At 68.7% G+C, this 12,666-nt stretch carries 9 protein-coding genes; 5 read left to right on the top strand and 4 right to left on the bottom strand.

The genetic code is table 11. The annotated features are described in order from the left end of the window. Window position 1: 1 nt before the first annotated feature. Together bglB and AC1D2H_RS10795 are read right to left on the bottom strand one after the other, a co-directional pair. Entirely contained in the window at window positions 2–1,165 is a 1,164-nt protein-coding gene (gene bglB / locus AC1D2H_RS10800) for a beta-galactosidase BglB (protein ID WP_478010917.1), read from the bottom strand. Between the two features lie 20 nt (window positions 1,166–1,185). Then, complete coding sequence (locus AC1D2H_RS10795; RefSeq protein WP_478010916.1) at window positions 1,186–5,061, bottom strand: beta-galactosidase; 3,876 nt, start codon at window positions 5,059–5,061, stop codon at window positions 1,186–1,188. Between the two features lie 124 nt (window positions 5,062–5,185). Here AC1D2H_RS10795 and ftsY point away from each other — a divergent pair, with 124 nt between their 5' ends. Then, window positions 5,186–6,310 carry a signal recognition particle-docking protein FtsY gene (gene ftsY, locus AC1D2H_RS10790; RefSeq protein WP_478010915.1) on the top strand — a complete coding sequence of 375 codons (1,125 nt, stop codon included), beginning with the start codon at window positions 5,186–5,188 and terminating at the stop codon, window positions 6,308–6,310. Window positions 6,311–6,316: 6 nt separating this feature from the next. On the opposite strand, the gene AC1D2H_RS10785 is transcribed toward ftsY, so the two are convergent. Further along, window positions 6,317–6,841 carry a hypothetical protein gene (locus AC1D2H_RS10785; RefSeq protein ID WP_478010914.1) on the bottom strand — a complete coding sequence of 175 codons (525 nt, stop codon included), beginning with the start codon at window positions 6,839–6,841 and terminating at the stop codon, window positions 6,317–6,319. Window positions 6,842–6,978: 137 nt separating this feature from the next. Further along, window positions 6,979–8,358: a signal recognition particle protein gene (ffh, locus tag AC1D2H_RS10780; protein ID WP_478010913.1), complete on the bottom strand. Its 1,380-nt coding sequence runs from the start codon at window positions 8,356–8,358 to the stop codon at window positions 6,979–6,981. Between the two features lie 58 nt (window positions 8,359–8,416). On the opposite strand from ffh, the gene AC1D2H_RS10775 reads away from it, so the two are divergent. The 4 genes from AC1D2H_RS10775 to AC1D2H_RS10760 are packed head-to-tail and all read left to right on the top strand — an operon-like array spanning window position 8,417 to window position 12,658. Next, on the top strand, window positions 8,417–9,292 hold the full coding sequence (locus AC1D2H_RS10775; protein ID WP_478010912.1) for a cytochrome C assembly family protein: 876 nt from the start codon (window positions 8,417–8,419) through the stop codon (window positions 9,290–9,292). Further along, window positions 9,289–9,531 carry a PP0621 family protein gene (locus tag AC1D2H_RS10770; RefSeq protein ID WP_478010911.1) on the top strand — a complete coding sequence of 81 codons (243 nt, stop codon included), beginning with the start codon at window positions 9,289–9,291 and terminating at the stop codon, window positions 9,529–9,531. The genes AC1D2H_RS10775 and AC1D2H_RS10770 overlap by 4 nt, the downstream gene beginning before the upstream one ends. Window positions 9,532–9,533: 2 nt before the next feature. Continuing rightward, the gene (locus AC1D2H_RS10765; protein ID WP_478010910.1) at window positions 9,534–11,213 is read left to right on the top strand and encodes a sensor histidine kinase; all 1,680 of its coding nucleotides are present in this window, start codon (window positions 9,534–9,536) and stop codon (window positions 11,211–11,213) included. Next, entirely contained in the window at window positions 11,210–12,658 is a 1,449-nt protein-coding gene (locus tag AC1D2H_RS10760) for a sigma-54-dependent transcriptional regulator (RefSeq protein ID WP_478010909.1), read from the top strand. Before AC1D2H_RS10765 ends, AC1D2H_RS10760 begins: the two co-directional genes overlap by 4 nt. Window positions 12,659–12,666 lie beyond the last annotated feature (8 nt).

Raw genomic sequence — 12,666 nt, 5'->3', positions numbered from 1 at the left:
ATCAGATGAAGCGCACCAGCAGCTCGCCCATCGCCAGCAGGGCCATGGCCTGGCCGAAGGGCATGGACGTCAGCGGGATGTCCTTGTATTCCTGCAGGGTGTTGAACACCGGCGTGCCGAAGCTGACCTGGGTCAGCTCGCCGGCGTCGTTGATCTTGCTGCGCACGGCCAGCGCGGCTTTCAGGCCGACGGCCTCAAACTCCTTGGAGATATAGCCCTTGCGGACGGCCTTCAAGATGCCATACGCAAATCCGGCAGAAGCCGCAGCCTCGTCATACGAGGTCGGATCGTCCAGCAACGTTGGCCACAAGCCCGATGGAGACTGGCACCCCGCCAGTGCCTTCACCTGCGCCTCCAAGGTCGACACCAGGAAGTCCCGGAATGCATCGCCCTCGGGCAAGTTCAGCAGCTCGATGAACTCCGGGATGACGATGGTGACCCAGGAGTTCCCGCGTGCCCAGAGCGCGTTGGCAAAGTTGTGCCGACCCTCGAAGGTCCAGCCGTGGAACCACAGGCCCGTCTTGCGATCGGCCAGGTATTTGATGTGGACGAGGAACTGGCGCTTGGCCTCCTCGACGTAGTGCGGCCGGTTCAGCAGCAGGCCGAACTTGGCCAGCGGCAAGACGGACATCATCAGCGTGTCGTCCCACAGCTGCTGGTGGTTCACGCTGTTGTAGACGATGTGCTGGAAGCCGCCTTCCTCGGTGCGCGGCAGGTCCTTGTAGACCCACTCGGCCCAGCGGTCGATATAGGGCAGGAAGCGGCGCTCGCCGGTGCGGTCGAAGAGATAGGCCAGCGTCAGGAAGGGCGCCACCGTGTTGATGTTGCGGCTGGGCATGCCTTCCGCAAAGCGGGCCTCGAACCAGCTCGTCATGATGTCCCAGGCCTTGGGGTCGCCGGTCAGCTCCCAGACCTTGTAGACGCCGTACAGGCCCACGCCATGCGTCCACTCGAAGCCGTTCCAGCCCTTGGTGTCCAGCACGCGGCCATCGTCCAGGCGCAGCAGGAACTTGCCGTCCTTGTCTTCGATGTTGACCAGGTTGTGGATCAGGCGATCGATGGCGCCGCGGATGTCATCGCGGTCCGCGCCGAGCTTGGCCGTGTGGTGGGCCAGCAGCGGGTGGATCTTGGACGAATCGACGGGCTTGAGGACTTGATTGGGCATGGTCATGTCTCGGTATGTATTCAACGCTGCAGGTTGCGCGGTTGGGGCACCGGCTCCAACGGTACGCCGCCGCGCGCCACGGCCAGCGGCACGAGGTGCACGGCCTCCAACGCGTTGGCCGCCTGGCCATCGGTGGTGACGGCCAGCGTGAGCGTGTTGTCGCCGTTCGGATTCAGGATGCCGGGCGGCAGCACGAAGACGCGTTGTGGGCCGACGTGGGCGATGAACTGGCCCATATTCCAGCCGTTGACGAAGATCAGCGCGCGGTTCTCGACCTCGGAGCGCGGCTTCGTCGTGTCGCCGAAGGCCAGGCCCAGCTGCACGTCGTGGCCGGCGGGAAGGTCGAGCTTGAAGTGGGTGCGCAGCCAGTAGCTGCCGGGCGCGGGCGGTGCGGCGCTGGGCGTGGTGGTTTCCCACCCAAGCTGCGGCTTGCTCGGATCGACAGGCAGATGCCAGCCCATGCGCTCGCCMTGCAGGCCACCGTTGTTCATCGGGCCGCGCACGAGGTCGGCAATGTCCTCGCCGCCCTTGTTGCCCTGGATCTTCCAGGCGATGGGCAGACCGAAACGCTGGCCGCCCCGGGTCGCCAGCGACGCGGCGATGAGGCCGCGGGCCTCCTTGTGGGCATCGTCGGCGAACAGATCCCAGTTGTGCGAGTTGTTGCGCACGACGACGGCCAGCACATGCTCGCCGGCCGGCAGGTCTTTCAGCTGCTGCTTGAAGCTGTCGGTCGTCTCGGGGAAGGGCCGGCCGGTGTCGTTCTCCTGCTGGCCGAGGAAGCGGCCGTCCAGCCAGACCTGGATCATGCCGGCGCCGCCGCCGCCAAAGAAGAGTTCGAGCTGCAGCGGCTTGGCAGTGCTCGTCGTCGTGAAGCGGCCGCGGTACCAGACGTCGCCGTGGTGGAAGCCGTAGTCGCTCATCGCCAGCACGGGCTGGCCCTTGTCGGGCGCGGTGTAGACATTGGCGGCCGAAGCGGTCGCGTCGGCCTTGCGCCAGGCGCTGTCGTCGAAGCCGGGTGCGGCTTCGAGAGAGTCGAAGCGGCGCGTCCAGGCCAGTTGCGTCAGGTCGGGCAGCTTGATCACGTCGGGACCGGGCAGGGCGGTGCGGGCGGCGAGGCTGAAGTCTTGAGCTGCAACGGCGACGGGCTGGCCGTTGAAGCTCAGACCGGTGACGCCATCGGGTACCCAGGCGCGCAGTGCGCTGGGCGCGGTCGTGTCGCCGCTCAGCTTCAACGTCTTGCCATCGATAGCCGCCGTGCGAAGGAGTGCCGGGCTGCGCACCAGCACGCCTTGCAGTCGCCAGAACTCCTGGGCCGTCTTCTCGTCGGCAAGCAGCAGCAGCAAGGGCGCGCGGCCGGCGCCGCTGATCAGTACTTCGATGAGGCCGCTGTGCTGGTAGTTCAGCCGCAGGTCGCCGCTCCTGGCATCCCAGTTCAGTTGGGCCTGGCCGCGCAGCAGCTTCACGGTCGGCCTGGCGGCATAGCGCAGCACGGTCTCGCCGTCGTCGCCGTTGCGGCCGTAGAGCAGCGCCACGTCGCGCGCGCCCTGCTGCAACTGCGCCTGCAGCTCGCTCGTGCTGTAGACGAGATGCTGGCGCTCCAGCGCGTAGCTGGCCAGCAGCATCTTGGCGTCCTGACCGGTCAGTGTCAGCTTGCCGGCCTGCGGGATCTGGTAGCTGCCGTCGCGCGTCTGCAGCTTGAAGCCGAAGGCCTCGGTGCCGGTCAGCGCGTTGTGCTGGGCCAGCAGTACATGGCTGCCCAGCGCCTGGTTGACGTTGTGATACAGCCTCACCCTGGCATTGCCCGGGTCCAGGATCTCACCCTTGTCCATCTGGGCGAGCACAGGCGTGGCTGCCTGCACGAAGCCGCCCATCTGCTTGAGCACCAGGGCCTTGTCGCGCATCACGCGGGCCTCGCTGATGGGCGAGCCGTAGTCGTAGCTGGTGTAGACGATGGGCCCCGGCTGCCAGCCCCAACTGGTGCCGCCGTAGGCCATGTAGATGGAGTGGATGGTCAGCGCATTGATGAGGCTGCTGCCGTAGAACACGCGCTGGTAGCCCGGCCCCTGGCGCTGGGCCGTGCACTCGTAGGTGCCGTTGCTGCCCCAGTAGTCGAACCAGCCTGCGCCGATCTCGGCGACGAAGCCCGGCGTGTTGGGCGAGGCCAGCGAGCCGACCTTGGGATAGTTCTTGCCGTAGATGCCCCAGTCCGGCGCTGGCGCCGGCGAGCCGGGTTGGGCGTCCACGCTGCAGACGCCACCGGGGTAGCCGTCAAAGGCGTAGAGGTCGGTCGGGCCGGGGTTGGCGAAGGGGGCGGTGGAGTTCCTGGGCGTCCAGTCCGGCAGGCGCGATGCGGCGTTGTGGAACAGCGGCACCGTGATGCCATCGGCGCGCGCCTTGTCCGCCAGATGCTGCATGTGCCGGATGTTCTTGGGCTGCACGGAGAACAGCTCGTTCTCCAGCTGGTAGGCGATGACGTTGCCGCCGCCATTGGTGATCTGGTGGCGGGCCAGGATGGCATTGATCTGCGTCATCCATTCATCGGCCGCGGCCTGGTACTCGGCCGCGTCGGTGCGCGCCTCGGCGCGCTGGCGCAACAGCCAGCCGGGGAAGCCGCCGGCCGTCAGCTCGGCGTTCACATAGGGGCCCATGCGGGCGATGACGTAGAGGCCTTCTTCTTCGGCCATCTGGATGGCGCGCTCGATGTTGCGCACACCGGTGAAGTCGTAGTGGCCCGGCTTGGCCGAGTGGTAGCCCCAGCTGAAGTAGAAGGACACGGCGTTCAGGCCCGAGGCCTTCATCTTCTGCAGCACGTCGCGCCACAGGCTGGGCGAGGGCAGGCGAAAAGGGTGGATCTCGCCGGCGAAGATCATCTCGCGCTTGCCGTCGATGATCAGCGAATGGCGGTCCCAGGCTATGGCCTTGGGCTTGCCCTTGGGCGCTGTCACGCGTTCCAGCTGCGCGGTCTCTTCGGAGATCACGGTGAAGTGGCGCACGGTGCCCGATACGCCGCCGAGCTCCTTCTTCGGCGTCCAGGTCTGCAGGCCGTCCAAGCTGTCGGAATACCAGTAGCGCTTGGTCGTGTAGTCGTCGAAATAGATGCGCCAGCCGCCCTGGATCGGCACCAGCGCCTGGCCCTCCGACGGACCGCCCCAACCAGCCCAGTCGCCCGTCTTCTGCATCGTCCACGGGCCGTCCAGCGACGGCGCGGTGGCCAGTTCGATGAACTTGGTCGTCTCGTTCTTCGTGAACGCGACATAACGGCCTTCGTGCAGGATGACGAAGGTGTCGATGAAGTTCTTCTCCAGACCCTGCAGGGCCACGGGGTCGGAGAACTGCGTGAAACCGGCATCCAGTGCCTTCACGTAGTAGGCCGCGAAGGGCCCCTGCGTGCCGGTCCTGGACAGGCTCATGACCAGCTTGAGGCTGCCGTCGCTGTCGCGGAACCATTCCGGCGCCCAGACGTTGGACACACCGGGCAATCTGACGGGCACGTCGGCCACATGCGTCCACGTCTTCAGGTCGGCCGACTTCGCAATGCCGAAGGTCGAGCCTGACCAGTTCGTCGTGTAGGCGATGTAGTAGAGGCCGTCTGCCGCCCGGATGATGGACGGGTCGCGCAGCAGGTCCTTGGGCGGTTGGTAGACCTCCGAGCCCAGCGACGTGAACGTGATGCCGTCGCTCGACGAGAACAGGCTGAGCCTGTCCTGCGACGTGGCCATGAAGGCCGACATCAGGAAGCTGCGTTCGGCCTTGGCGACCGGTGCAAGCCCTCGCGCCGGCGTGCTGACGGCGGTGGGCGCCTGCTGTCCTGGCAGGTCCTGCGCCCACGCGGCGGCGCAGAGCAGCAGCGCAGCGAGCGAGATCAACCGGGGGGCGGAGGGCAGGGCAGCGTGCATAGCGGACCGGGAGTGCGGGAAGCCTGAATCAGTGTCACCCGGTTCGTGGCCGCCAAAAAATCAAGCGCTTGCGAGAAAGGCGCCGTCAAAGGGCTTTCGCAAGGGCAGGCGAAAATGGCGGCCTATGTTCAGTTTCTTCAAGAAGGCGCCCCCGCCTCCCGCGCCCGCCGACGAGGCGCCGGCCCTGCTCCCCGAAGGCTGGGTCACCAAGCCGGCCAGCAAGCCGGCGCTGGAACCCGTGCCGGCCCCTGTACCGGTCGCCGCCCCGCTGCCAGTCCCTGTGCCGCCCCCCGTGGCTGCAGCTATCGTTGCACCCATTGCGGCGCCTGTCGCCGTACCCGCGCCACCGCCGCGCGCCAGCTGGATGGACCGCCTGCGGGCCGGGCTGCGCAAGACCGGCGGCAGCATCGCCGGGGTCTTCAGCGGCGCCAAGATCGACGAGCAGCTCTACGAAGAGCTGGAAGAGGCGCTGCTGATGGCAGATGCCGGTGTCAAGGCGACGCAGTTCCTGCTCGACGACCTGAAGCGCCGCGTCAAGGAGGCCCGCGCGACCGAGCCGCAAGTCGTGCGCGGCCTGCTCATCGATGCACTGGCCGAACTGCTGGCACCGCTGGAAAAGGGCCTGGAAGTTGGGCGGCACACACCCACTGTCATCATGGTCGTCGGCGTCAACGGAGCCGGCAAGACGACCAGCATCGGCAAGCTGACCCGCCACCTGGCCGAGGCCGACCAGAAGGTGCTGCTGGCCGCCGCCGACACCTTCCGCGCCGCCGCGCGTGAGCAGTTGGGTGTCTGGGCCGACCGCGCCAAGGTCGAGATCGTCAGCCAGGAGGGTGGCGACCCGGCCGCCGTGTCCTTCGATGCCGTCAATGCCGGGCGAGCGCGTGGCGTCGATGTCGTCATTGCCGACACGGCCGGCCGCCTGCCGACCCAGGTCCACCTGATGGAAGAGCTGAAGAAGATCAAGCGCGTCATCAACAAGGCCCAGGAGGGCGCGCCGCACGAGGTGCTGCTGGTGGTGGACGGCAACACCGGCCAGAACGCGCTGAACCAGGTCAAGGCCTTCGACGAGGCGCTGGGCCTGACGGGCCTGGTCGTCACCAAGCTCGACGGCACGGCCAAGGGCGGCGTGCTCGCGGCCATCGCGCGCGAGCGGCCCGTGCCGGTCTATTTCATCGGCGTCGGCGAGAAGCTGGAAGACCTCGAGACCTTCAGCGCCCGCGAGTTTGCGCGGGCCTTGCTGGAGTAACCCGGCTCAGTGTGAGTGGGGCGTATCGGCGTAGTAGCCGGAGGCCTTGGGTTTGGAGAACAGCCGGTCGCGCAGCCGCTCGGCGGTGTCGTTCTGCCAGTCGCGCTCCCAATGCGTGACTGCCAGCTCCGTGGCGCCCAGCACGCGCAGCAGGCGTTCACGCTTGCGGGAGTGGCGGACCTGGTCTTCGGCGACGGGCAGCAGCACGACGGAACGCACATAGCCGTGCTCGTCGCACAAGGCGAAGTCGACGGTCAGCAGGCCGGTGCGGGACAGCCACTCGCGGTAGGAGTACTGCTTGGGTACGCGCACCAACTTGTGCAGGGGCACATGGGCCAGCAGAAAGCCCTTGGGGTGCTCCAGGGCCAGGGCGTGGGAGATGCTCTTGTGGGCGTGGCGCTCCGAGCTCACCAGCACGCGTGCGGCCGTGGGCGGCCAGTGCATCACGGTGTCGGATGCGTCGACCTGGCGGCGCTGCGCGCTCTGTCCGGTCAGGTTGCTCAGCCAGGCGGGGAGGTGGAGATTCAGCATGCCGGGCACGCTAGCGGCAGTGCCGGGTCTTGACCACGGCCGCCTGTCCCTCGACCTTGGGACCAAGTGTGAGGACTTGTTTCGCCGGACAGGCCGACGACGGTTTGAGTGCTGGTCAACCCTAGGCCATCAGACCATCACATCCCCGGCAAGCCCTTCATGCCACCCATGCGCTTCATCATCTTCATCAGGCCGCCGCCCTTCATCTTCTTCATCATGCCCTGCATCTGGTCGAACTGATTCAGCAGGCGGTTGACGTCCTGGATCTGGACACCGGCGCCGGTGGCGATGCGGCGCTTGCGGCTGGCCTTGCTCTTGCCATCCATCAGCAGCGTGGGCTGGGCGCGCTCCTTGGCGGTCATCGCGCGCAGGATGCCTTCCATGCGCTTCATGTCGCGCTCGGCGCGGTCCATGTCGGCCTGGCCGGGCTGCTTGTTGCCCATCATGCTGGTCGGCAGCTTGTCCATCAGGCCGCCGAGGCCGCCCATCTTCTTCATCTGCGCGATCTGCTGCAGGAAGTCGTTCAGATCGAAGCCGCTGCCGCTCTTGAGCTTCTCGGCCATGGCCTGGGCCGAGGCCAGGTCGACGTTCTGCGTGACCTGCTCGACCAGGGCCACGATGTCGCCCATGCCCAGCACGCGGCCGGCATGGCGGTCGGCATCGAAGACCTCCAGCCCGTCGATCTTCTCGGACACGCCGGCGAACTTGATCGGTGCACCCGTGATCTGGCGCACCGACAGCGCCGCACCACCGCGCGAGTCGCCGTCGAGCTTGGTCAGGATGACGCCGGTCAGCGGCAGGGCCTCCTTGAAGGCCTTGGCGGTGTTGACCGCATCCTGGCCCTGCATCGCGTCGACGACGAACAGCGTCTCGACGGGATTCAGGACGGCGTGCAGTTCCTTGATCTCGGCCATCAGCGCTTCGTCGATGGCCAGGCGACCGGCCGTGTCGACCAGCAGCACATCGAAGTAGTGGCGCTTGGCGTGGTCCAGCGCCGCGAGCGCGATGTCGCGCGGCTTCTGGTTGGGCTCTGACGGGAACCACTCGCCACCGGCCTGCCGGGTCACCGTCTTCAACTGCTCGATGGCGGCCGGGCGGTAGACGTCGGCGGAGACCGTCAGCACCTTCTTCTTGCGCTTGTCGATCAGGTGCTTGGTGAGCTTGGCCGTCGTCGTCGTCTTGCCGGCGCCCTGCAGGCCGGCCATCAGGATGACGGCGGGCGGCTGGGCGGCGAGGTTGATATCGACCACGCCCTCGCCCATGGTGGCGGCGAGTTCCTTGTGCACCACCGAGACCAGCACCTGGCCCGGGTTCAGCGAGCCGACGACCTCCTGGCCGAGCGCCTTCTCCTTCACGCGGGCGATGAAGTCGCGCACCACGGGCAAGGCCACGTCGGCCTCCAGCAGGGCCATGCGCACCTCGCGCAGCATGTCCTGCACGTTGCTCTCGGTGATGCGGGCCTGCCCGCGCATCGTCTTGACGAGGCGACTCAGGCGGTCGGTGAGGGTGGAAGCCATGTTTGGGGAGGGGGCCTGAGTCGACAGAACGGCGACAGGCCAAAAGTACACTGCAGCCATGAGTTTATCGCCCGCCCCTGTTGGAGACGCCGCCGTGGTCGGCGCCGTCGGGCCGGGCCTCGCGCTGGCGGTCGCCAGCGTGCTGGCGCTGCTGGGTTATGTCTGGGTCGGCCTGCTGCGCGCACGCGCGGGAGATGCCGATGGCGCCGTGCGCCGCCCGCTGCGCTCCGTGCCCCCCATGGCGCTGGCCTGGACGGCCCAGTTCGTCGCCCTCTATATAGATATCAGTGGCTATGGCCTGGCCGAGCCGGGGGCTCGCTTCGGCTTCGCGCCGGCGCTGTCGATGACGACCTGGCTGGTGCTGACGGTCTATCTGGTCGAAAGCCGTTTCCTGCCGCTGCACAGCGTGCGCCGCGTGCTGGCCTGGCTGGCGGCGGCGGCCGTGCTGCTGGCCTGGGGCTTTCCCGGCGAGAGCCGGCCACTCGCGGCCTCGCCCTGGGCGCCGCTGCACTGGGTGCTGGGCCTGGCGTCCTACGGACTCTTCGGCGTGGCGGTGCTGCACGCGGCACTGATGAACCGTGCCGAATCGCAGCTGCGCCGCAAGCAGTCGACGCCGGCCGGCCTGCCCCTGCTGCGGCTCGAGCGGCTGACCTTCCAGTTCGTGGCCGCCGGCGTCGGCGTGCTGTCGCTCGCCATCGTGCTGGGCTGGTGGTTCACGCCGCATTGGCGCTGGGACCACAAGAACCTGCTCGCCGTGCTGGGCTGGCTGGTGCTGACCGGCCTGCTCGTCGGCCGGCGCATCTATGGCTGGCGCGGCCGGCGCGCGACGCGCTGGCTCTATGCCGGCGCCGCCCTGCTGCTGCTGTCCTATGCCGGTTCGCGCTTCGTGCTGGAGGTCATCCTGCAGCGCGGTGTCAACGGAGGCGGCGCATGAAGTACCTGCTGCTGCTGCTGGGGCTGGCCGTGCTCTTCTTCGTGCTGGGTGCCAAGCGCGCCAGGCCGCGCGAGCCCGAGGCGGGCAAGCCGCAGCCGCCCGCACCGCCGCGCCCCATGCTGCGCTGCGCCGAATGCGGCATGCACCTGCCGGCCGATGAAGCCTTGCCGGGCAAGGGTGGCGTATTCTGCAGCGCGGGCCACCGCAGCAGCTTCGAGGCCCGCCAGGGCCAGGCCTGAAGGTGACCGGCGCGGGGAGCTGGTTCGTCGAGCAGCCGCCGGCGGAGCCGCCGGTCGAGGCCAGTGCTTCGTTCGAGCGCCTCTACCGCGCCTTCCTGTCGGCGCGCGCCGCCCTGGGCCTGGCCCTGGTCGCGGCGCAATTGATCTCGGCCATCCTGGGCACGCCGCCGGCGCGCTCGACGCTGGCACTCAGCGTCTCCTATGCGCTGGCGGCGCTGGCGCTCTGGTTGCTGCCGCAGTTGCGGCGCGGGGCGTCCGCGCGCAGCCTCGCGCGCATCAGCAGCCCACATTGGTGGAGCGCCATCGGCGTGGACCTGATCCTGTTCGGCGTGCTGCACGCGCTGGACCCGAGCGGCGTGAACTACGGCGCCCTGTTCGTCATGCCGGTGCTGATGGCGGCCGTGCTGAGCCCGCGGCTGCTGGCGCTGGCGACGGCCGCGATCGCGACGCTGGGCCTGCTGGCTGCGGCGGGCTGGTCGCTGCTGTCGGGCAACGACGTGGGCCTGAAGACGACGCAGGCCGGTTTGGTGGGGGGCGGCCTGTTCGCCGTCAGCCTGCTGGCCAGCGAGCTCAGCGCCCGCCTGGCCCGCGAGGAAAAGGCCGCGCGCGGCAGCCTCGCGCTCGCGCGCCAGCAGGAGCAGTTGAACCGCCTCGTCATCGACGAGATGCAGGAGGGCGTCCTCGTCGTCGACCGGCGCGGGCGCGTGCGGGCGATGAACCCGGCCGCACGCAGCCTGCTCGGCGCCGCCAGCGGCGAGCTGAGCTGGCAGCTGCGCGGCCGCGCCGACTGGCAGCCGCTGGTGCTGGCCCTGGAGCAGGCTCATGGCAGCAGCGCCGGCGATGCGGGCGCGGAGGTCGACGTGGCGCTCGCGCTGGACAACGGTGCTGCGCGCAGCCTGCGCCTGCGGCTGCGTTTCACCCGCCAGCGCGAGGGCAGCGAGGAGTTGTGCGTGCTCTTCGTCGAGGACAACCGCGAGCTGCTGGCGCGCACCCGCCAGGAGAAGCTGGCCGCCATGGGCCGGGTGTCGGCGGGCATTGCGCACGAGATCCGCAACCCGCTGGCGGCCATCGCGCAGGCGAACGCCTTGCTGGCCGAGGACGTGGCGGGCGGCCGCGCCGAGCAGCTGACCAAGATGGTGGCTTCCAATGTGCAGCGGCTCAAGCGCCTGGTCGATGACGTCAGCGAACTCGCACCCGGCATGCAGCCCGACACCCAGCCGCTGGACGTCAGCACCCTGGTGAAGGAGACCAGCGAGGACTGGGTTCGCGTCAATGGCGTCGAGCCCGGTGCCCAGAGCCGCTTCCGGCTGCACATCGCCGCGCCGGGCCTGGTGGGCCTGTTCGACGCCGAGCATCTGCGCCGCGTGCTGGTCAACCTGCTGGACAACGCGCACCGCCATGCCGAGCCGGGCGCGGGCGCCATCCAGGCGAGCCTCGAGCGCCACGGCGATACGCTGGACCTGCTCGTGCGCAGCGCGGGCGCGCCGGTGCCGCACGAGATCGAGCGCCATCTGTTCGAGCCTTTCTTCTCGACCCGCAGCCGCGGTTCGGGCCTGGGCCTCTATATTTGCCGTGAGCTGTGCGAGCGCCATGGTGCCCGCATCGACTACCGCCGCGCCACCGACGCGGCGGCCAACGAGTTCCGCGTTCGGCTGCGCACGCCCTCATCTGCCCCTGCATGACTACTGCTTCGCCCCCGCGCCTGCTGGTCGTTGACGACGAGCCCGATCTGCGCACGCTCTACGAGCTGACGCTGCTGCGCGAAGGCTATGAGATCGACAGCGCCGGCACGGTGGCCGAGGCGCTCGCGCATCTGCAGGCCCAGACCTACAGCGCCGTCATCACCGACATGAAGCTGCCCGACGGCTCGGGCCTGGCGCTGCTGCGCTGGCTGGAGCAGGCCGGGCGGCCCGAGAAGGCCATCGTCATCACCGCCTTCGGCTCGGCCGAGAACGCCGTGGAGGCCCTGAAGGCCGGTGCCTACGACTATCTGACCAAGCCGGTGGACCTGCGCCAGTTCCGCCTCGTCGTCGGATCGGCCCTGGGCCGCGTGGCGCCCGAGCCGGCGCCGGCAGCGCAAGAGAAAGGCGTGGCGACTCCCGCGTCGGCATTGCGCCTGGTCGGTGAATCGCCCGCCATCCGCGCGGTGCGGTCGCTGATCGACAAGGTGGCGCGCAGCATGGCGCCCGTGCTGGTGCAGGGCGAGTCCGGCACCGGCAAGGAGTTGGTGGCGCGGGCCATCCACGACCACGGCGTGCGCGCCGAGCAGGGCTTCATCGCCGTCAACTGCGGCGCCATTCCCGAGAACCTGCTCGAGGCCGAGTTCTTCGGCTACCGCAAGGGCGCCTTCACCGGTGCCAACGAGGACCGCGAGGGTTTCTTCCAGGCGGCCGACGGCGGCACGCTTTTCCTCGACGAGATTGGCGACCTGCCGCTGGCCATGCAGAGCAAGCTGCTGCGCGTCATCCAGGAGCGTTCGGTGCGACCGGTCGGCGCCACCGCCGAGACGCCGATCAATGTGCGCATCCTCAGCGCGACGCACAAGGACCTGTCCGCCGAGGTCGCGGCGGGCCGCTTCCGTCAGGACTTGTTCTACCGCCTCAACGTCATCCAAATCCGGGTGCCGCCGCTGCGCGAGCGGCTGGAGGACCTGGGCCTGATCAGCACGCGGGTGCTGACGCGCATCGCCCAGGACGCTGGTGTCTCGCCGGCGCCGCGGCTGACGGCGGGCGCGCTGCAGACCTTGTCGCGCTATGCCTTCCCCGGCAATGTGCGCGAACTGGAGAACCTGCTGCACCGCGCGCTGGCGCTGGCCGGCGGTGAGTGGATAGACGCCGACGATCTCGGCCTGCCCGACACCCTGCTCGATGAAGGCCGCAGCGAGTCGCAGTTCGCCGCCCTGGACCTCCCCATCGAGGCAGCGCCCGTCGTCGAGGGCGTGTCCCTGCCCGAGGAGCTGCCATCGGACCTGGCGCGCTATCTCGACGAGGTCGAGCGCGCCATCCTGCTGCGGGCCCTGGAGCTGCACCGCTTCAACCGCACGGCGGCGGCGGCCAGCCTCGGGCTGTCGCTGCGCCAGATCCGCTACCGCATGGCGCGGTTGGCGATCTCGGCGGGTGACAGTTGAACGAAAAA

The organism is Roseateles sp. P1_C1_2 (genome assembly GCF_056406535.1).
The sequence above is the reverse complement of the archived record's forward strand: the minus strand, read 5'-3'. Positions and strand labels throughout refer to the sequence as shown.

Excerpts from the sequence above, each read along its gene's own strand:
- AC1D2H_RS10770 (WP_478010911.1), top strand. The coding sequence starts at position 9,289 with ATGAAGTACCTGCTGCTGCTGCTGGGGCTGGCCGTGCTCTTCTTCGTG.
- bglB (WP_478010917.1), bottom strand. The coding sequence starts at position 1,165 with ATGCCCAATCAAGTCCTCAAGCCCGTCGATTCGTCCAAGATCCACCCG.
- AC1D2H_RS10785 (WP_478010914.1), bottom strand. The coding sequence starts at position 6,841 with ATGCTGAATCTCCACCTCCCCGCCTGGCTGAGCAACCTGACCGGACAG.
- ffh (WP_478010913.1), bottom strand. The coding sequence starts at position 8,358 with ATGGCTTCCACCCTCACCGACCGCCTGAGTCGCCTCGTCAAGACGATG.
- ftsY (WP_478010915.1), top strand. The coding sequence starts at position 5,186 with ATGTTCAGTTTCTTCAAGAAGGCGCCCCCGCCTCCCGCGCCCGCCGAC.
- AC1D2H_RS10775 (WP_478010912.1), top strand. The coding sequence starts at position 8,417 with ATGAGTTTATCGCCCGCCCCTGTTGGAGACGCCGCCGTGGTCGGCGCC.
- AC1D2H_RS10760 (WP_478010909.1), top strand. The coding sequence starts at position 11,210 with ATGACTACTGCTTCGCCCCCGCGCCTGCTGGTCGTTGACGACGAGCCC.